Source organism: Streptomyces sp. NPDC048111, assembly GCF_043202815.1.
GTDB lineage: Bacteria > Actinomycetota > Actinomycetes > Streptomycetales > Streptomycetaceae > Streptomyces.
Genome location: NZ_JBIDBD010000028.1, coordinates 35,115 through 52,265 on the forward strand (window position 1 = coordinate 35,115; position 17,151 = coordinate 52,265).

At 71.2% G+C, this 17,151-nt stretch carries 15 protein-coding genes and 1 pseudogene; 15 read left to right on the forward strand and 1 reads right to left on the reverse strand.

Annotated features, from left to right (window positions below):
- Window positions 1-113: 113 nt before the first annotated feature.
- Entirely contained in the window at window positions 114-2,204 is a 2,091-nt protein-coding gene (locus ACGF3I_RS29505) for a hypothetical protein (protein ID WP_393137270.1), read from the reverse strand.
- A 733-nt stretch (window positions 2,205-2,937) separates the two neighbouring features.
- Here ACGF3I_RS29505 and ACGF3I_RS29510 point away from each other — a divergent pair.
- The 15 genes and pseudogenes from ACGF3I_RS29510 (at window position 2,938) to mqnC (ending at window position 17,147) form a co-directional block, all read left to right on the forward strand.
- Window positions 2,938-3,213, forward strand: a complete 276-nt coding sequence (locus tag ACGF3I_RS29510; RefSeq protein ID WP_393137272.1) for a hypothetical protein — start codon at window positions 2,938-2,940, stop codon at window positions 3,211-3,213.
- Between the two features lie 305 nt (window positions 3,214-3,518).
- Window positions 3,519-4,253 carry a hypothetical protein gene (locus tag ACGF3I_RS29515; protein WP_393137274.1) on the forward strand — a complete coding sequence of 245 codons (735 nt, stop codon included), beginning with the start codon at window positions 3,519-3,521 and terminating at the stop codon, window positions 4,251-4,253.
- 48 nt (window positions 4,254-4,301) lie between these two features.
- On the forward strand, window positions 4,302-5,120 hold the full coding sequence (locus ACGF3I_RS29520; RefSeq protein ID WP_393137276.1) for a hypothetical protein: 819 nt from the start codon (window positions 4,302-4,304) through the stop codon (window positions 5,118-5,120).
- On the forward strand, window positions 5,117-6,424 hold the full coding sequence (locus ACGF3I_RS29525; protein WP_393137278.1) for a CpaF family protein: 1,308 nt from the start codon (window positions 5,117-5,119) through the stop codon (window positions 6,422-6,424). Before ACGF3I_RS29520 ends, ACGF3I_RS29525 begins: the two co-directional genes overlap by 4 nt.
- Window positions 6,425-6,434: 10 nt before the next feature.
- Window positions 6,435-7,418, forward strand: a complete 984-nt coding sequence (locus ACGF3I_RS29530) for a type II secretion system F family protein (RefSeq protein WP_393137280.1) — start codon at window positions 6,435-6,437, stop codon at window positions 7,416-7,418.
- Window positions 7,415-8,341, forward strand: a complete 927-nt coding sequence (locus ACGF3I_RS29535) for a type II secretion system F family protein (RefSeq protein WP_393137282.1) — start codon at window positions 7,415-7,417, stop codon at window positions 8,339-8,341. The genes ACGF3I_RS29530 and ACGF3I_RS29535 overlap by 4 nt, the downstream gene beginning before the upstream one ends.
- Window positions 8,342-8,383: 42 nt before the next feature.
- The gene (locus ACGF3I_RS29540; protein ID WP_393137284.1) at window positions 8,384-8,638 is read left to right on the forward strand and encodes a hypothetical protein; all 255 of its coding nucleotides are present in this window, start codon (window positions 8,384-8,386) and stop codon (window positions 8,636-8,638) included.
- Between the two features lie 80 nt (window positions 8,639-8,718).
- On the forward strand, window positions 8,719-9,099 hold the full coding sequence (locus ACGF3I_RS29545; RefSeq protein WP_393137339.1) for a TadE family protein: 381 nt from the start codon (window positions 8,719-8,721) through the stop codon (window positions 9,097-9,099).
- The gene (locus ACGF3I_RS29550) at window positions 9,099-9,635 is read left to right on the forward strand and encodes a TadE/TadG family type IV pilus assembly protein (RefSeq protein WP_393137286.1); all 537 of its coding nucleotides are present in this window, start codon (window positions 9,099-9,101) and stop codon (window positions 9,633-9,635) included. The genes ACGF3I_RS29545 and ACGF3I_RS29550 overlap by 1 nt, the downstream gene beginning before the upstream one ends.
- A gap of 194 nt (window positions 9,636-9,829) precedes the next feature.
- Window positions 9,830-10,276 (forward strand): annotated as a pseudogene (locus tag ACGF3I_RS29555) (TadE/TadG family type IV pilus assembly protein); the annotation flags it as partial.
- 37 nt (window positions 10,277-10,313) lie between these two features.
- Complete coding sequence (locus ACGF3I_RS29560) at window positions 10,314-10,970, forward strand: hypothetical protein (protein WP_393137288.1); 657 nt, start codon at window positions 10,314-10,316, stop codon at window positions 10,968-10,970.
- Window positions 10,967-12,022, forward strand: coding sequence for a hypothetical protein (locus ACGF3I_RS29565; protein ID WP_393137290.1), 1,056 nt, complete (start codon window positions 10,967-10,969; stop codon window positions 12,020-12,022). The genes ACGF3I_RS29560 and ACGF3I_RS29565 overlap by 4 nt, the downstream gene beginning before the upstream one ends.
- Before the next feature lie 102 nt (window positions 12,023-12,124).
- Complete coding sequence (locus ACGF3I_RS29570) at window positions 12,125-15,109, forward strand: BTAD domain-containing putative transcriptional regulator (RefSeq protein WP_393137292.1); 2,985 nt, start codon at window positions 12,125-12,127, stop codon at window positions 15,107-15,109.
- A gap of 16 nt (window positions 15,110-15,125) precedes the next feature.
- A complete protein-coding gene (locus tag ACGF3I_RS29575) occupies window positions 15,126-15,851 on the forward strand; it encodes a prepilin peptidase (RefSeq protein ID WP_393137294.1) in 726 nt (241 codons plus the stop codon).
- A 96-nt stretch (window positions 15,852-15,947) separates the two neighbouring features.
- On the forward strand, window positions 15,948-17,147 hold the full coding sequence (gene mqnC, locus ACGF3I_RS29580; RefSeq protein ID WP_161249763.1) for a cyclic dehypoxanthinyl futalosine synthase: 1,200 nt from the start codon (window positions 15,948-15,950) through the stop codon (window positions 17,145-17,147).
- Window positions 17,148-17,151: the final 4 nt, after the last annotated feature.

Consider the following 17,151-nt stretch of genomic DNA (forward strand, 5'->3'; position numbering starts at 1 on the left):
GCTTCGCTACGGGAATCCGCGCGCTGTCTTCGTTCTGGTCATCAGAACATGCCCCGAGAGACAGTACGAGTACAGCGGCGGTCGCGGCCAGGACGGTGCTTCGGGCCCGGTTCCTATTTACCATCGGGCGACACCTCTGCATTGTCGAAGCCGTCCTTGAAGGCCTTCTGATAGTTGTCGCCGTGAGCCATGTTCCACCAGCTCTGGAACGTGGGGTCGTGGCTGGCGTCGGAGGAGATGGTTCCCGTCTGGGGGTCGTACCAGGAGCTGCCCGTAGGCGGCGGGACTGCACCCGATCTGACCATCCCCTGTGCTATCGACGGGATGAAGGACCTGTACTGCTCTTTCGCCGCGGTCACGCTCAGAGCCTCCTGCTTCGAGGCGTTGTCCGTGGAGAAGGGGTCCGTTTGGGGAGCGACGATCGTCCGGCCGATGACCGCGAGGTTCTGGGGATATTTGAGGCTCTTCTCGGCAATCTTCTCGGCGAGTTTCGATGCGCCTTCGCCCAATTTGGGAGCGGGTATGAAACCGAACAGGGTACCGGCGCTGTCGAGAATGATCTTGTTGGTCTTGTGCTCCTCGTCGATCTGCTGTGCCGCGCTGTAATTTTCCGCAACTTTGGCCTTCGTAAGCATTCCCGCCGTATTGCCCATGTCAGTCAGGCTCTTCGTCGGATCCTTGCTCCCCGCTGCCGTCGAGACCTTCTCGTGCAGTACGACGTCGAACATCGCCGTAGCGCCTGGATTGTCCTTGGCGAACAGCCGCATGACCTTGACCGTGTCCGCATTGTTGCCGACCAGGACGTGGTTCGAGGGGTCGTAGCCAGCCACTCCGTCAGGCGCTGACATCCCGGTACCACCCAGGTCATCGGCCCAGGTTGCCGTGATGCCGGCCAGCGCGACCGCGGTGCCGTTGGGGAACGTCGGGTACTCGTCCTTCTCGTGGCCGTTGCGCCCGTCGAAGTGGTCCTTCTCCTTAACCGCGGCGGCAAGGATGTTGGCGGCGGCCGTGCCGGACTCGTCGATATGAGCCGGGGTACGGTCGGTGGCCGCCAGGGTGAGCACCTGGCGCGGCCCGTCCGAATCATCAACCGCTATCGCCCCGGGCGTCTGCCAGTGGAAGTCGACCAGATCCGTGGCGAAGCGCTTGCCGGAGTCGTTGTTCCCCAGCAGATGTCGCGATGCGTCAGCGTTCTCGCCCAGACGGTTGATCACGGCCAGCGACGGATCGTTGGCATCGATGGCCATCGCCCGCTTCTGGGCGTCGTCGATGCCCTCGTGGTTATAGCTGTGCGTGAGTCCGAGCGACGCGTACCAAGCGTTGTCGGGATCCACGTACGCGGGTGCCGTGTAGGCCATGCCCACGACCCCACCCTTGGTGTACGAGGGCCGCATCTGCTGGTTCCTGCGCCAGTCCAGCATCGCGCCGCTGACCTGGGTCAGGGCCTGCGTGTCCCACTCGTTGCCCTTCGGCCCGTACTTGAACAACATGCCGACGGACCACATGTCACCGCCCGGCGGGTTGGTGAGGGCCTTCACGTACTCCGGGTTCGGTGGGATCTTGCCCGCCGACTGGAGCGTGAAGACGCGGTTGATACCCGTGGCGTACTGGGCGACCACGTTCTGCGAGTCCTTGCTCAGCACCTCGGCGCCGTGGGTCCCGTCCTCCACGTGCAGGGCGCGGCTCACGCGGGCCGCGTCGACAACGCCGCCCGCGGCGGCGAAGGCGGCCAGGTAGGTGGGGTCGTCCTGGTGGTCGGCGAGGGATCGGCCGATGGCCTCGATGTCCGCACGGGAACTCGCGCCCTTGGGGTCGTCGAGTGCCTTCTTGAGCCTGGCCGCCTCCTGGGTGGCCTCCTTGGCACTCTGTGCGTTGACGTCCGCCATGTCCCAGGGGATGTTGACGATGTCCCCGTCCGGGGTGCACATGCCGGACGTGTCGCCTTCCAGCAGGAGGTTGCGGGCCAGATCGGCGCGCTTCGACATGCTGCGGGCGTCGTCGCCCACCGCCTGCGTCTGCTGTCCCAGCAAGGACAGATCGAGGCCGCTTTCCCAAGACGTGAAATTCTTACGGATCAGAGCCCCGTGTTTGGCCAGGGCGCCCTCCAAGTCCTGGAGACGGTCCGCGAGTTTGCGCACCCGTATCGGGTCGACGCCGACGTAATCCCCCATGGACGCAATGCCTTTCACTTCGCTGTTGTGCACGTCGGCACCATGTTCCGGAGAACGACCTCTGAACGAGTCCAGCGGTTTCGGTCCCCCGGAAGGTCCGTACGCGATCCGCTGTTGCCTCTCGGGCCTCCGACCTGCATCACACCATGCGCTGTGACCCGGCGTCCGGGCCGGACGGGCAACAGCGTGCCATCGTACGGTGTGAGTGGAATTGCTCCGCTTCCTTGGGGAAACACGGGCTCATCCTTGACCGTGCTCCGTCGGGCATGCCCGTGAAATCCATACATTCACTGCCGCGACTGGTTCACGACTCCTGTACCCCTTTGCCCAAAGACGGGTCTCACGTATGGCGGCGCAAGAGGAGGCAATCCCAGGGTGGCCCCTTACATGGCGCTCTGGTCGGCGCCGGCGCTAGGGCAAAGACCCCTCGTTCCTCTGTGGCGTCCCGGCCTCGCTGGTGGTCTGCGTGCCCGCAGAGTCAGTGTCCTGTGCGGCGGTGCGTACCGAATGAGTACGGGTACTCACGACGCGCCCCTGGACGCTGGTAAGGATGGAGACGTTCGATTGGGCCGTGGCGGAGGGGAGTTGCCCGATGAGTCGGATGCATCAGGGGAGTCCGGGGTCGGCGGCCATGTCCCAAGGGCCGTACCCCACACAGGGACCGGCTGCCCAGGGACCGCTTGCCCAGGGACCGCCTCCCGGCTCCCTGCCCACGTGGGTCCCGCCCCGCCCCTCTCCTCGGCTCCGGCCGCATGGAGCCTGGTACGTGCTGCCGGCCATGCTGCTTGTCGGGGCGGCGGTCGTGTCGGGGTGCGGTGTCGCCGCCGGGCTCCTGCGTAAAGGCGGGAAGCACGTCGTCTGCGACGTGACCACCACCTGTGCCAAGACGCCTTACCAGGACGGTTACCACAGCCCCGACTGGCCGTGGGGATTCTTCGTTGCCGGCGGTGTGCTCGCGGGCCTCGCAGTGATCGGGTTCGTCCTGTTGCCCGTGTTGCGCGGGCGCAGCCGAAGCCGGTTCGCACGGGTTGCACAGTGGTAACGAGCGCGCGCGGCGACAAGGAGAAACGAGCCATTTCGGAGCATCTGTGGGGCTGCGCTGGGATGGATAACGTTCGCGATCTTTAACGCGCCTTGAGGGTGCTGAGGGGCGGCTGCTACGGTGCGATCACATGATCTGACAGCGTGCTGGTGGCCTCGCGGAGGTCTTCGGCGGGCCCGAAGTGACCGGTCGAGTCCCAGTTCTCGCGGCGTGAGATGGCTTGATTCAGGTCCAGGCATGCGTCTTGGTGCGTCCTGGTTCGCCCGCGACGCCGCCGCAAAAGAATTACCACGGGGAGAAGCGACGTGAAGGTCCAGGAGCGCGGCGGGGCTGGGACCCACCGGGGCTCGGTGCCCGGGCAGCCGGGCGGTGAGCGGCTGCCGGCGCCGCCTCGGGAGCGCAAGCCCGCCCTCGCCGCCCTCGCCGTCCTGCTCATCCTCATCGGCGCCCTCGGGGCGACCGTTCTGGTGCTGCGGGCCGGCGACCGGGTCGAGGTCTACAAGCTGAGCAAGGACGTGCCGGCCGGGCACGCCGTGTCCAAGGACGCCCTCACCACCGTGATGGTGGCGTCCGGCAACGGCGTCCACTACATCACCCCGGACCAGTACGACGCGCTGACCAAGCTGCGGGCCAAGTCCAACCTCTACGCGGGGTCCGTCCTGGTCGGCGAGATGCTGGCGCCGGACGGCGGGGTTCAGGCCGGCAAGGCCGCCGTCGGTGTCTCCCTCAAGGAAGGGCAGTACCCGACCAACCTCAAGGACGGCGAGACGGTCGCCGTCTACCGCGTCGGCGCCAACACCGGCTCGGGCGGCAACGGCAAGGGGAGCGGCTCCTCCGGCGCCAACTCCGGCTCCGCGAGCGGTGGTCCGGTGCTCGTGCAGCGTGCCGTCGTGAGCGACACCGGCACCCAGGACAAGTCCTTCGGCAGCGGCAACCTCGCCGTCACCCTCACGGTCAACACCTCCGAGGCCGCCGCCCTCGCCCAGGCCGCGTCCGCCGGCGAAGTCGCCGTGGTGCGGGTCGCTCCGGACAACGGCTGAGTCGCGCGGCGACGCGGCGATCCGGCACCGACAGAAGACGCGGAAGACATGGCGCTCATCGCACTCGCATCCGACAAGGGCTCTCCCGGTGTCACCACCGCGGCCCTCGCCCTGGCCGCCGTCTGGCCCCGGCGCGTGCTGCTGGCCGAGACGGACCCGGCCGGCGGCGACCTGGTGTACCGCTGCACGGCCACCCACGGCGGCCCCCTCAACCCCAATACCGGTCTGCTCTCGCTGGCCGCGGCCGCTCGGCGCGGGATAGCCGCCGACCAGCTGTGGGACCACGCGCAGCCGATGGCCGGCGGGCTCGAACTGCTCGTCGGGCTCGGCGCCGCCGAACAGGCCGCGGGCCTCGCCGGCAGCTGGCCCACTCTCGGCCGCGCCTTCGCCTCGCTCGGTGAGTCCCCGCACGCCGCGGCTGACGTCATCGCCGACATCGGCCGGATCAGCGGCGGTTCACCCGCCCTCGACCTGCTGCCGCACGCGGCCCTCGCCCTGCTGATCTCGCGCACCGAACCCGAGCACCTGGCCCGCGTGCGCGACCGGGCCGCGACGCTCTCCGCGCAGCTGCACGGCGGACCGCGCGGCAACGCGCTGGCCACCCCGTTCATCGGTGTGGTCCTGGTCTCCGAGGCCGGGGCGTCCGTCAAGCTCTCCCACCAGGTCAACGACATGCTGGTGGCCGGCCAGACCGGCGCCCGCGTCGTCGGCACCCTCGCCCACGACCCCTCGGGCGCGGCCCTGCTCTCCGGGCGCGGCCGTGGCCGCCTCGACAAGTCGCTGCTCATCCGCAGTGCCCGCAAGGTCGCGGCCGACCTCTACCAGCAGTTCGGCGCGGCCTGGGCCGGAGCCGGGGTCGGCCGATGAGCGCGGTGGACCACGCCCTGGTCAAACGCTTCCGCCAGGAGGCCGGCGACCGGATCGCCGAACAGCGACGGCTCGACCAGGTCCGCGGGGTCGCGGCCATGTCGGGCGAGGACGAGCGCCAGTACGCGCGGGCCGTCATCGCCCAGATACTGGAGGAGTACGCCCGTACGGAGATCAACTCCGGGCGTACTCCCCTCGACGCGGAGACCGAGGAGCAGTACGCGGCCGCCGTGCACGCGGCGCTCTTCGGCGTCGGGCGGCTCCAGCCGCTGCTCGACGACCCCGAGGTCGAGAACATCGACATCAACGGGTGCGACCAGGTCTTCGTCGGCTATGCCGACGGCCGCGAGGTACGGGCCGACCCGGTCGCCGAGACCGACGACGAGCTCATCGAGCTCATCCAGGTGCTCGGCGCCTACTCCGGCCTCTCCTCGCGCCCCTTCGACTCGGCCAACCCCCAGCTCGACCTGCGCCTGCCGGACGGCTCGCGTCTGTCGGCCGTGATGGAGGTGGCCCGCCGGCCCGCGCTGTCCATCCGCCGGGCCCGCATGGGCAAGGTCTTCATGGCCGACCTGGTCGGGAACGGCACGCTGACACCGGAGTTGGCGCACTTCCTGGCCTGCGCGGTACGGGCCCGCAAGAACATCATGATCGCGGGCGCGACCAACGCCGGAAAGACGACGCTGCTGCGGGCGCTCGCCAACGAGATCCCGCAGCAGGAACGCCTGATCACGGTCGAGCGGGCCCTGGAGCTCGGCCTCGACCAGTTCCCCGAACTCCACCCCAACGTCGTGGCGTTCGAGGAGCGACTGCCCAACTCCGAGGGCCTCGGCATGATCCCGATGGCGGACCTGGTGCGGCGCTCGCTGCGTATGAACCCCTCGCGGGTCATCGTCGGCGAGGTCCTGGGCGACGAGATCGTCACCATGCTCAACGCGATGTCGCAGGGCAACGACGGCTCACTCTCCACGATCCACGCCAACAGCTCCGCCGAGGTCTTCAACCGCATCTCGACGTACGCCCTCCAGGCCACCGAGCGGCTGCCCATCGAGGCCAGCCAGATGCTGATCGCGGGCGCCGTCAACTTCGTCGTCTTCGTGGAGCGGCGCAACAACTACGAGAGCGGCGGCCGGCTGCAGCGCGTGGTCACCTCGGTCCGCGAGGTGAACGGCTGCGACGGTCGCGTTCTGTCCAGCGAGGTCTTCGCCGAGACGCCGGACGGGCGGATCGTCCCGCACGCCCCCGTCAGCTGCATCGAGGAACTCGCCGTGCACGGCTACCGGCCCTCCGGGGCCTGGGGGTGAGTGGAGCCGTATGAACAGCATTCCCTCCATGGGAGGCCTCTTCGAGGCCCAGACCCTGTACGCGCTGGCGGCCGGCCTCGCGGTCGGCGGCGGGCTCGCCCTGCTGATCGTGGCGGTCCGCGGCTTCGAGGTGAAGCCGGGCGGCCGGACCACCCGGGCCCAACGGACCGGGGAACTCCTGCAGTTCGTCGGCAAGCGCGGCTCGATCGCGGTCGGTGTGGGCCTGCTGGTCCTGCTGCTGACGCGCTGGACCGTGGCGGGCGTGGCCACCGGCCTCCTCGTCTTCTTCTGGGACAAGCTCTTCGGCGGCGCGGCCCAGGAGAAGGTCGCGATGAAGCGGGTCGAGGCGCTGGCCGCCTGGACCGAGTCGCTGCGCGACACGATCGCCGGCGCGGTCGGCCTCGAACAGGCCATCCCCGCATCGGCGCGCGCCGCGGCTCCGGCCCTGCGGCCCCATCTCGACGCCCTGGTCGACCGGTTGCGGGCCCGTACCCCGCTGCCGGACGCGCTCCAACTGCTCGCGGACGAGATCGACGACGCGTCCGCGGACATCATCGTGGCGGCCCTCATCCTCAACGCCCGGCTGCGCGGCCCGGGTCTGCGCCAGGTGCTCGGCGCGCTCGCCAAGTCGGCCCGCGAGGAGATCGACATGCGCCACCGGGTGATGGCCCAGCGCTCCTCGACCCGGCGCAGCGTGCAGATCGTGGTGGCCGTCTCCATCGCGTTCGTCCTCGGCCTCGCCGTCTTCAACCGCGACTTCGTGCAGCCCTACAACTCGACCGTCGGTCAGCTCGTACTCGCCGGTGTGTGCGGCCTGTTCGCGCTCGGCTTCTGGTGGCTGCGCAAGCTGTCCGTGATCGAGACGCCGGACCGCTTCCTGGTCCGGGCCGAGCCCGACACCCGCTTCGTACGACCGGACGCCGCCGGCGCCGCGGCCGGGAACCGGGACGCGGGCGGCCGGCGTCCTGTTACCGCTGAGGAGGGAGTGCGGTGACCGACACCATTACGGGACCGGTGCTGATCGGCGCCGTCCTCGGCCTCGGCGTCTACGTCCTGATCAGGGCGCTGACCCGGACGAAGCGTTCGGCGGTCTCGCAGGTCGCGCGGATCGACGCGATGCGCCAGGCCGGCAGCGTCTACACCCCGCGGCCCGACGCTCAGGACTCGGGCCGGCTCGCGGGCGTGCGGTCCGGGGTAGGCGCGCGGGTCGCCGAGCTGTATCTGCGCCAGGGCTGGGAGCAGCGCTCGGTCCGGGCCGACCTCGCCGTGCTCGACCGGTCCTGGGAGCGGTTCCTGGCGACCAAGGTGCTGCTCGGCGTCGCGGGTCTGGTCTTCGGCCCGCTGATGTTCGTGGTCGTCGCGACACTGGGCTTCACCGACAGTCCGATCGTGCCCGTCTGGCTGGCGCTGCTGTGCGGGGCGGTCTTCTTCTTCCTGCCGGACCTGGAGGTCCGCCGGGACGCCGCGGACAAGCGGCGCGATCTGCGCCGGGTCATCGGCGCGTACCTCGACCTGGTGGCCATGAACCTGGCCGGCGGGCGCGGTCTGCCCGAGGCGCTGATGGCGGCGGCCGAGGTCAGCGACGGCTGGGCGCTGCGCAGACTGCGCAACACGCTCGCGGACGCCCGGATCACCGGCACCAGCCAGTGGCTCGCGCTCGGCCGGCTCGGCGAGGAACTCGGCGTCGAGGAGCTGAAGGACCTGTCCTCGTCGCTCGCCCTGGTGGCGGACGACGGCGCGAAGGTGCGGGAGTCCCTCGCCTCCCGCGCCGAAACGATGCGGCACCGCGAGATGGCCGAGATCGAGGGAGCGGCGGGTGAGAAGTCCCAATCGATGCTCGTCGCCCAGCTGCTGCTCTGCGCGGGGTTCCTGGTCTTCCTGATCTACCCCGCCGCCATGCGCGTCTTCCAGGTCTGAGCGCGCACTCCCCCCACTTCCGTCGAGAGGAAACGAACCATCATGAACCGCCCGCAGTTCCCGAGGATCAGCCACCCGGCCGTCGACTTCCTGGTCACCTTCCTGAAGGGCCGCGTCCAGCGCGCCCGCTCCGGCGAGCTCGACCGGGGCGCGTCCGCGGTGGAGTGGGTCATCATCTCGGCGGTCGTGGTGGCGATCGTCGGCGTGGTGGCCGCGGTGATCAACCAGGCCCTCAAGGGCGGCGCCGAGAAGGTCGGCAAGTGCATCGAGGGCGCGAGCGCCGACAAGACCTGCTGAGCGCCGTCACCTTGCGCGACAGACTCCGGGCCTTCGTACGCCGCCGGGTGGAGGCAGCCTCCGCCCGCGGCGACTCCGGCATGACCGCGATCGAGTTCGTGCTGCTGACCCCGGTGCTGTTCTTCATGATCTTCGCGACCGTGCAGTTCGGCCTGTACTTCTTCGCCGACCACGTGGCGCAGGCCGCGGCCCAGGCGGGTGCCCGCAAGGCGCGGGCCATGGCCGACGAGCAGCCCGGTGCCTGGCGGGGGGAGGCCCGCGACCAGGCGTCCAGCTACATCGCCCAGCTGGGCCCCAAGCTCGTCCTCGCTCCCGACGTCCAGGCGATCGAGCCGAAGGCGAACACGGTGGGCGTGGAGATCAAGGCCAAGGTGCCGACGGTGTTCCCGGGGCTGCACCTGACGGTGCACGCGCGCTCGCAGGGGCCGGTGGAACGATTCGTACGCGAGGGGGGGAACTGATGGGGGCGCAGGCGGTACGCGCCGGGGGCCGGGCGGGCGTCCGGCCGGCCGGGCGGTGCGCCGGGGTGCTGCACGCCCGGGCAGGCGTCCTGCGGGCCGTCAGCTGCGCCGAGGTGCTGCGGCGGCGGGTCGCCGGGGCGCGCTCGGACCGCGGGCTCTCCACCATCGAGGTGGTCATCCTCGCCCCCGTGATGATCCTGTTCATCCTGGTCCTGGTGGCGTTCGGTCAACTCGTGGACGGGCGGGGCGCGTTGGACGGCGCCGCGCGGGACGCGGCACGGGCGGGCTCCATCCAGAAGGACCTCGGCACCGCGCTGAGCGAGGCGAGGGCGGCGGCCGAGGCGGACCTCGCGGACGTCTGCTCGGGGCCGGTGACGGTGCGCCAGACCAGTGCGGGGTGGACCGACGCGGAGTTCTTCACGGTGGAGGTCAGCTGCCGCATCCGGGGCCTGGCGATGCTGGGCCTGGACGTCCCGACGACCCTGACCGGGACGTCGACCTCGCCGCTCGACCCGTTCAAGAGGAAGACGGCATGAGCGCGCCCAGCACCACCCCCAACCACCCGCGCCATCCCGGCGCCCGGGGTGTCCAGACTGCCGGGTTCGGAGCTTGGGGCGCCCGGTGCCGCCCGGCGGGGACCCGGCTCGGTGCCCCGGCTGCCCGGTGCCGCCCGGCGGGGGCCCGACGGGGTGCCTCGCCCGCCCGGTTCCGCCCCGCGTTCGCCGTCGCCCGTCCCTGGGCGGCGACCCGGCGCGAGCGGCTCGACGACCGGGGCTCCGGTGCGGCCGCGGTGATCGTCTTCGCCCTCCTCTTCCTCGGCCTCGCGGCGTTCGTCATCGACGGCGGCCTGTCCATCTCCAAGCGGGAGCGCGCCGCGGACATCGCCGAACAGGCGGCGCGCTACGCGGCGCAGGACATCGACAAGGAAGCCCTGTACGACGGCTCCGGCGCGGGCGCGCCGATCCGCTACGAGAACTGCGGCGCCCGCGTCAAGGCCTTCGCCCAAGCGTCGGGCCTCTCGGGCGCGGACATCGCGGCGTCCCACTGCGTGGGGGGCAGCGCCCAACAGGTCGAGGTGGAGATCCAGTTGACGTACAAGCCCGTGTTCACCGGGTTCTTCTACGGCGGCGAGGTCGTGGTGCACGGCCGGTCCGTGGCGAAGAACGAGGTGGGCTGAGGTGCATCCCCTTTTCCCCACGGAGGTAGGACCCCGCATGCGTAACCACAAGGCCACGACGGCCGCGGCTGCTCTGGCGGCCGCGGGCGCGCTTCTGCTCACCGGGTGCGGGGGGTCGAAGGGGGGCGCCAAGGAGATCGCGGGCGCGGACTCGACGTCCTCGGCCTCCGCGACGCCGTCGGCTTCGGCGTCCGCCGCTGCTGATGCGGGGAATCGGCCGAAGGTCGTCATGCCTCCCGATGTGAAGCACGTGTACGAGGGAGACAAAACCGGCGACCCGGCCAAGGATGCGGTCCTGGCGGACAACGCGCAGAACCTCGAAGCCATCGACATGGCGATCACCGGGGACCAGGCCGCTTCCGAGGCGGCCCTGAAGTTCTACAACAAGGACAAGGAGCTGCTCGCCGTGGCCGACTACATCAAGTCCTACTCCGCGGACAACCGCAGCTTCGCGGGGACCACGCGTTACTACCAGCGGCAGGTGACGGTCAACGGTGCCAAGGCGTCGCTGAGTTACTGCGCCGATGCGACCCAGACCTTTCCGAAGGACCGCAAGACCGGCAAGGTGGACCGGTCCGTGGCCGGATCGGCCTCCGACTACACCTTCTTCACCGAGCAACTGCAGAAGAACGACAAGGGTGTCTGGCAGTCCGTCAGCATCACCTCGGGACCTGGAGCGAAGAAGTGCATGTGACGAGGCGGACCAAGGCACGCAGGGTGGCCGTAGCCGCGCTGTCCCTTACGGTCGTCGCCATCCCGTCGACGGCGTACGCGGGTGGCGGCAAGAACGGCAGCGGCAACCAGGTGGGGAACGTCAACGCCGGATCGGGCAACGGAAAGATCTCCGTCGAGACCAAGGTCGTCCCCAAGCCCACGGGCAAGAGGAGCGGTGGCGGCGAAGGCGACGACGGCACGCTGACCTCGTCCGACAGCAGCTGGACGCCGCCTGCCTGCTGGTACGAGCCCGCCTTTTCGCCGAAGGAGCTCGAAGCCACGGTCAAGGGCCTGCGCACACCTTCGGGGATACCTCTGTTCGGGGGGTTGATCGACGGAGTCAGGGGCTTCGTCGCCGATGCCTACGACGCTCGTTACAAGGACGGGAAGTACAAGGACTACAACCTTGACCAAGAGGGCAAGGGGATGTTCTGGGCGGCGGTCGTGAACCCGAACCGCAAGGACGATCCTGCGGCCAACTCGTGCGACGAGCCTCCGTTCTGGGTGCCGAGCGGCACGACTCCCTCGGACCCGAAGGCACTGAACCCGAGGCTGCTGGCCGAGTACGCCTACGACGAGCTCGAACTGCCCTCCTCGAACGTCACGTTGGCGCCTGCGGGAACCTCTACGGTGAACCTTCCGACCTGGGTCTGGTCCACCAACGCGAGCTTCACCCAGAAGTCGGTGACAGCGAGCCTGCCCGGCTCGGGCCTCTCGGCCACCACCACCGCCGAGCCCGTCTCGGTGCACATCGACCCCGGCACGACGGATGCCCAACTCTTCCCGGCCTCGGGCAACTGCACGATCGACCAGGGGCGAGTGGGAGAGCCGTTCGCGGCCGGCAAGGCCAATCAGGACCCCCCGTGCGGGGTGAAGTACCTGCGCCCGGGTTCGTACACCCTCAAGGCCACGGTCACGTGGAGGGTCACCTGGAAGAGCACCGACGGCCAGGGCGACAAGCTGCCCGACGGCATCTATACGGGTAAGCCCCAGAACGTAACCGTCCAAGAGATCCAGTCCGTCAACCGCTAGCCGCACCAAGGGGGGTTGGGGGCCAAGCAGGCCCCCGACCCCCGGTCAGCCCGCCCCCCGGCCCGGCCCGCAGGGCCCAACCGAAGCTCAGGAACCCACCCCATGGCACGCACCCCCTCCCGCGCGACGGGTCCGGCGAATCGGACGCCGCAGCCGTTGCCGCGCCGCCGTACGCCGGGCGACTTCGCCAAGGCGTTCCTCGCGTTGCTCGCGCTGCTCGGGCTCGTGGTGGGGGTGCCCGCCGCCCTCGCGTCGTTCGCCGACTGGCCGCTGCCGCACCGGATGCCGTCGCTCGACATGGTGCAGCAGCAGATCTCCGCGAACGTGTTCGTGCGGATCCTCACCCTGGTCGTGTGGCTGGCGTGGGCGCAGTTCACCGCGTGCGTGCTGGTGGAGGTCAAGGCCGCCGTGTCGGGCGTGGGGCTGCCCTCGCGGGTGCCCGGCGCCGGGCCGAGCCAGTTGCTCGCGCGTCAGCTCATCGCGGCGGTGCTGCTCATCACGGCCACCGCGGCGAGCTTCGCCCCGGGGCTCGGCCAGCAGGGGCAGCACATCGAGAACACCAGCAGGCCGACGGTCGCCGCGGCCCAGCAACTGCCCGGGCAGCAGCAGGCCGCCACCGTCGCCGAGGCGATGCAGAAGCAGGCGGCGGCGCAGGCGCACCACGCCGCCGAGGCGCAGGGCGGGGCGGTGGCCGAGGGGGCCACGAAGTTCTACCGGATCCAGCCGCCCGAGGGCCGCCACCACGACTCGCTGTGGGAGGTCGCCGAGCGCCACCTCGGGGACGGGCGGCGCTACCACGAGATCTACCAGCTCAACAAGGACCGGGTGCAGCCGGACGGTTCGAAGCTGTCCGAGGCGAGCCTCATCCGCCCGGGCTGGATCATGGAGATGCCGGCCGACGCCCACGGCGGCGACCTGGTCGAGATGGCCCAGCAGGCGCCCGAGGTCTCGCCGAAGCTCCAGCAGCAGATCGCCGAGTACGCCCAGTCCGGCGACCACGCCGGGCCCGCCCAGCAGGGCGCCGGCGCGCGGCCGGGGGCGGACTCCGCCACCGGCGCCGGAGCGCAGCAGCAGGGCCCGTCCGCACAACAGCCCGCACAGCGGCCGGCGCAGCCGCAGGCTCCGCAGGCCGCCGCGCCCGAGGCCACGGCGTCCTCGTCCCACAGCGGGTTCGGGCTGTCCGAGGCGCTCATCGGGGCGCCGCTGCTCGCCGCCGGTGTGCTCGGCGCGCTCGGCCGGCGCCGCCGGATGGCGCTGTGGCAGTCCGCGATGACGGCCGTCGCCGGGCGCCGCGGCATGGAGCCGCCGGTGCCCACCGGCACCGACGCCGACGTCCACGACGCCCTGTTGATCGGCGCCGACCCGCAGGCCGTGCGCTTCCTCGACCAGGCACTGCGCGGCCTGTCCGCCGCGCTCGACGCCGCGAACCGGCCGCTGCCCGTCGTGTACGCGGCCTGGTTCACCACCACCGACCTGCACCTCCAGCTGGCCCAGCCCTCCGGCGAGCCGCCCGCCCCCTGGCAGCGGGGTTCGGACCCGGCGCTGTGGCGCCTGGAGCGCGCCGCCGTCCCCGAGGACGCGCGCGGCGCCCTCGCCGACGTGGCCGCGCCCTACCCCGGTCTGGTGAGCCTCGGCACCCTGGACGGCGCCCGGCTGCTGCTCAACCTGGAAGCCGCCCCCGGCCTGGTGTCGCTCAGCGGTCCCGGTGGGGCGCGGGCGGCCGTGCTGTCCTCGGTCGCCGCCGAACTCGCGACCAACGGCTGGTCGGACCGGATGACCGTCACCGTCGTGGGCTTCGGCAAGGAGCTGGGCGCGCTCGCCCCGACCCGGCTGCGCCACCTCGACTCCGTCGCCGACCTCCTGGACGACCTCGGCGCCGAGATCGACCGGCGGCGCTCCGCCCTGGGCGCGGCCGGCCACGACTCGGTGCTCACCGGCCGCACCGGCCCCGCCCAGCACACCCGCTGGGCCCCGCACCTGGTGATGATCGCCGAGACGCCCGACCAGGCCGAGGCCGCCGCCCTGGTCGAACTGACCGCAGGAGCGGGCAAGTTGGGCATCGGCTGCCTGGTGGGATTCGAGGGGAGTACCCAGCACCTGGGCGCCGCCTGGGACTTGGAGATCAGCGAGGAGGGCCGTCTGACCGCCCCGCTGCTCGGCCTCGAACTCACCGCCCAGCTGCTGCCCGCCCAGGTGCACGACGCGGTGGTACGCCTCTTCGCCTCGGCCGACACCATGACCGGCCCCGACGGCGACGACCCGACCCCCGCCCCGCACGCGTTCCTGGTGGACATCACCGAACAGGGCCGCCCCGCGGTCTACGCCCGCCTGGTCGGCACGTACGAGATCATCGGCCTCGAAGCGCCGGACGGCGAGCGCAGCGCCCTGCTCCACGAGGCGCTCGCCCTGCTGCTCCTGCACCGCGAGGGCGTCCACCCGCTGGTCCTCGCGTCCGCGATGTGGCCGCGCGGGGTGACCGACGAGGTGCGCGACGCGCTGCTCGGCCGGCTCCGGGACTGGCTCGGCAGCGACGAGGACGGTTCGCCCCGGCTGCGTACGGACGCCGGCGGACGGCTCACCCTGGCCCGCTCCGTCGTCTCCGACCTCGACGTGCTGCGTTCGCTGCACTACGAGGCGACCGAGGGCAGCGGCGCCCGCCGCGCCTCGGTGCGCGAGCGACTGCTCACCGACGCCCTCGGCCTGGTGCGCGGCCCGCTGCTCGCCGACCGGCCCGAGGGCCGCTACGGCTGGCTCGGCCACGAGATCATCGACACCCAACTCCCGCTCCTGGTCGCGGACGTGGCCCTCGCGCTCTGCGCCCACCACCGCGAACGCGAGCACCCGCAGAAGGCCATCGCGACGCTGCGCACCGCGCTGGCGAGCTCTCCCGCGGACGAGCGGCTGTGGAACGAACTGCTGCGGGCCACCCACGACACCGGTGACCGCGACGCGCTGCTCGCGCTCGTCTCCGAGCTCGCCGCCCTGAGCGGACCGCGCGGCCTGCCGCCGCGCACCGTCGCCCTCCTCGACGAACTGCTGCCGTCGTGGCGCGGTGACGGGGGCCCCGCGGCGGCGTCGGCGGGCTGACGGGCACCCTGGTCCGGTGAACGCAACGCTGACAGCCGCCGCGGCGGCCTGGGGCGCGGGCGCGGGTCTCCTGCTGCCGCGCCCCCGCTACCGGCTCTCCGTCGAACCCGGGCAGCCCCGGCGCACCACCTGCCCGGCCGGGCACCCGCTCGCCCCCGGGCCGGGTCCCGCCCGGTGCCGGGACTGCGGGCCGGGGACGCGCTACGACCGGACGCTGCCGACCGTCCTGGTCACCGCGCTCGGCTGCGCGGCGCTGGCCGCCACGACCGGGCCCCGCCCGGAACTCGCGGCCTGGCTGCTGCTCGCGCCGTTCGCGGTGCTGCTCGCCCAGATCGACCTCGCCGTCCGCAGACTGCCCGACCTGCTCACCCTGCCGCTGGCCGGCGCGGCCGCACTGCTGCTCGGGCTCGCGGCCCTGCTCCCCGGCCACGCCGGGTCCTGGCCGACCGCGCTGCTCGGCGCCCTGGTGCTCGGCGCCGGGTACTTCGTGCTCTTCCTCGTCAACCCGGCGGGCATGGGCTTCGGCGACGTGAAGCTCGCGCTGGGGCTCGGCCTGGTGCTCGGCTGGTACGGCTGGGCGGTCCTGATGGCAGGGACGCTGCTCGGCCTCGTGCTCGGCGCGCTGTACGGGATGGGGCTCGTGGTCTTCCGGCGGGCGAGCCGCAAGACCGCCTTCCCGCTCGGCCCGTTCCTGATCGCGGGCGCCTTCGGGGGGCTGCTGCTCGGCGGGCTCGCCGGGTAGCTCTCCGCCGGCCCCGGCGGCCCCCGATCAGCGCGGCAGGGCTGCTGGCGTACGCTGGATCGGTCCGCCCGCACCCCCTAGAAAGGGACACCTCCGGTGACTGAGAAGGCCGATCTTCAGTCCGTTCTCGACCGTGCCGCCGAGGGTGGGCGGATCACCCCCGAGGAGGCGCTCGACCTGTACCGCTCGGCGCCGCTGCACGCGCTGGGCGCCGCCGCCGACGCGGCGCGCCGCCGCCGCTACGCCGGTACCGAGCACATCGCGACGTACATCATCGAGCGGAACATCAACTACACGAACGTCTGCGTGACGGCGTGCAAGTTCTGCGCGTTCTACGCCGCCCCCAAGGACACCGCCAAGGGCTGGACCCGCGACCTCGACGACATCCTGCGCCGCTGCGCGGAGACGATCGAGCTCGGCGGCACCCAGATCATGTTCCAGGGCGGCCACCACCCGGACTTCGGCGTCGAGTACTACGAGGAACACTTCTCGGCGATCAAGAAGGCCTACCCGCAGCTGGTCATCCACTCCCTCGGCGCCTCCGAGGTCGAGCACATGGCCCGCATCTCCAAGGTGAGCGTCGAAGAGGCCGTGTCGCGCATCCACGCGGCCGGGCTCGACTCGTTCGCCGGGGCCGGCGCCGAGCTGCTGCCCGAGCGCCCGCGCAAGGCGATCGCGCCGCTCAAGGAGTCCGGCGAGCGCTGGCTGGAGATCATGGAGACCGCGCACGGCCTGGGCGTCGAGTCGACGTCCACCATGCTCATGGGTACCGGCGAGACCAACGCCGAGCGCATCGAGCACCTGCGCATGATCCGCGACGTGCAGGACCGCACGGGTGGCTTCCGCGCCTTCATCCCGTACACCTACCAGCCCGAGAACAACCACCTCAAGGGCCGCACCCAGGCGACGCTCTTCGAGTACCTGCGCATGATCGCCATCGCGCGCCTCTTCTTCGACAACGTCGCCCACATCCAGGGTTCCTGGCTCACCACCGGCAAGGAGGTCGGCCAGCTGTCCCTGCACTACGGGGCCGACGACCTCGGCTCGGTGATGCTGGAGGAGAACGTCGTCTCGTCGGCCGGTGCCAAGCACCGCTCCAACCTCATCGAGATGATCGACATGATCCGCAAGGCGGACCGGGTGCCCGCCCAGCGCGCCACCACCTACGAGCACCTCGTGGTGCACGAGGACCCGGCGAACGACCCGGTCGACACGCGCGTCCAGTCGCACATCTCCTCCACCGCGATCGAGGGCGGCACCGCCCACCCGGAGCTCAAGCTCCTCGCCTCCAACTGAGGCT

What these genes read in the sequence shown, in the direction of transcription:
- ACGF3I_RS29520 (WP_393137276.1), top strand. Translation starts at nt 4,302, where the DNA reads ATGGCGCTCATCGCACTCGCATCCGACAAGGGCTCTCCCGGTGTCACC.
- ACGF3I_RS29525 (WP_393137278.1), top strand. Translation starts at nt 5,117, where the DNA reads ATGAGCGCGGTGGACCACGCCCTGGTCAAACGCTTCCGCCAGGAGGCC.
- ACGF3I_RS29530 (WP_393137280.1), top strand. Translation starts at nt 6,435, where the DNA reads ATGAACAGCATTCCCTCCATGGGAGGCCTCTTCGAGGCCCAGACCCTG.
- ACGF3I_RS29540 (WP_393137284.1), top strand. Translation starts at nt 8,384, where the DNA reads ATGAACCGCCCGCAGTTCCCGAGGATCAGCCACCCGGCCGTCGACTTC.
- ACGF3I_RS29545 (WP_393137339.1), top strand. Translation starts at nt 8,719, where the DNA reads ATGACCGCGATCGAGTTCGTGCTGCTGACCCCGGTGCTGTTCTTCATG.
- ACGF3I_RS29550 (WP_393137286.1), top strand. Translation starts at nt 9,099, where the DNA reads ATGGGGGCGCAGGCGGTACGCGCCGGGGGCCGGGCGGGCGTCCGGCCG.
- ACGF3I_RS29560 (WP_393137288.1), top strand. Translation starts at nt 10,314, where the DNA reads ATGCGTAACCACAAGGCCACGACGGCCGCGGCTGCTCTGGCGGCCGCG.
- ACGF3I_RS29570 (WP_393137292.1), top strand. Translation starts at nt 12,125, where the DNA reads ATGGCACGCACCCCCTCCCGCGCGACGGGTCCGGCGAATCGGACGCCG.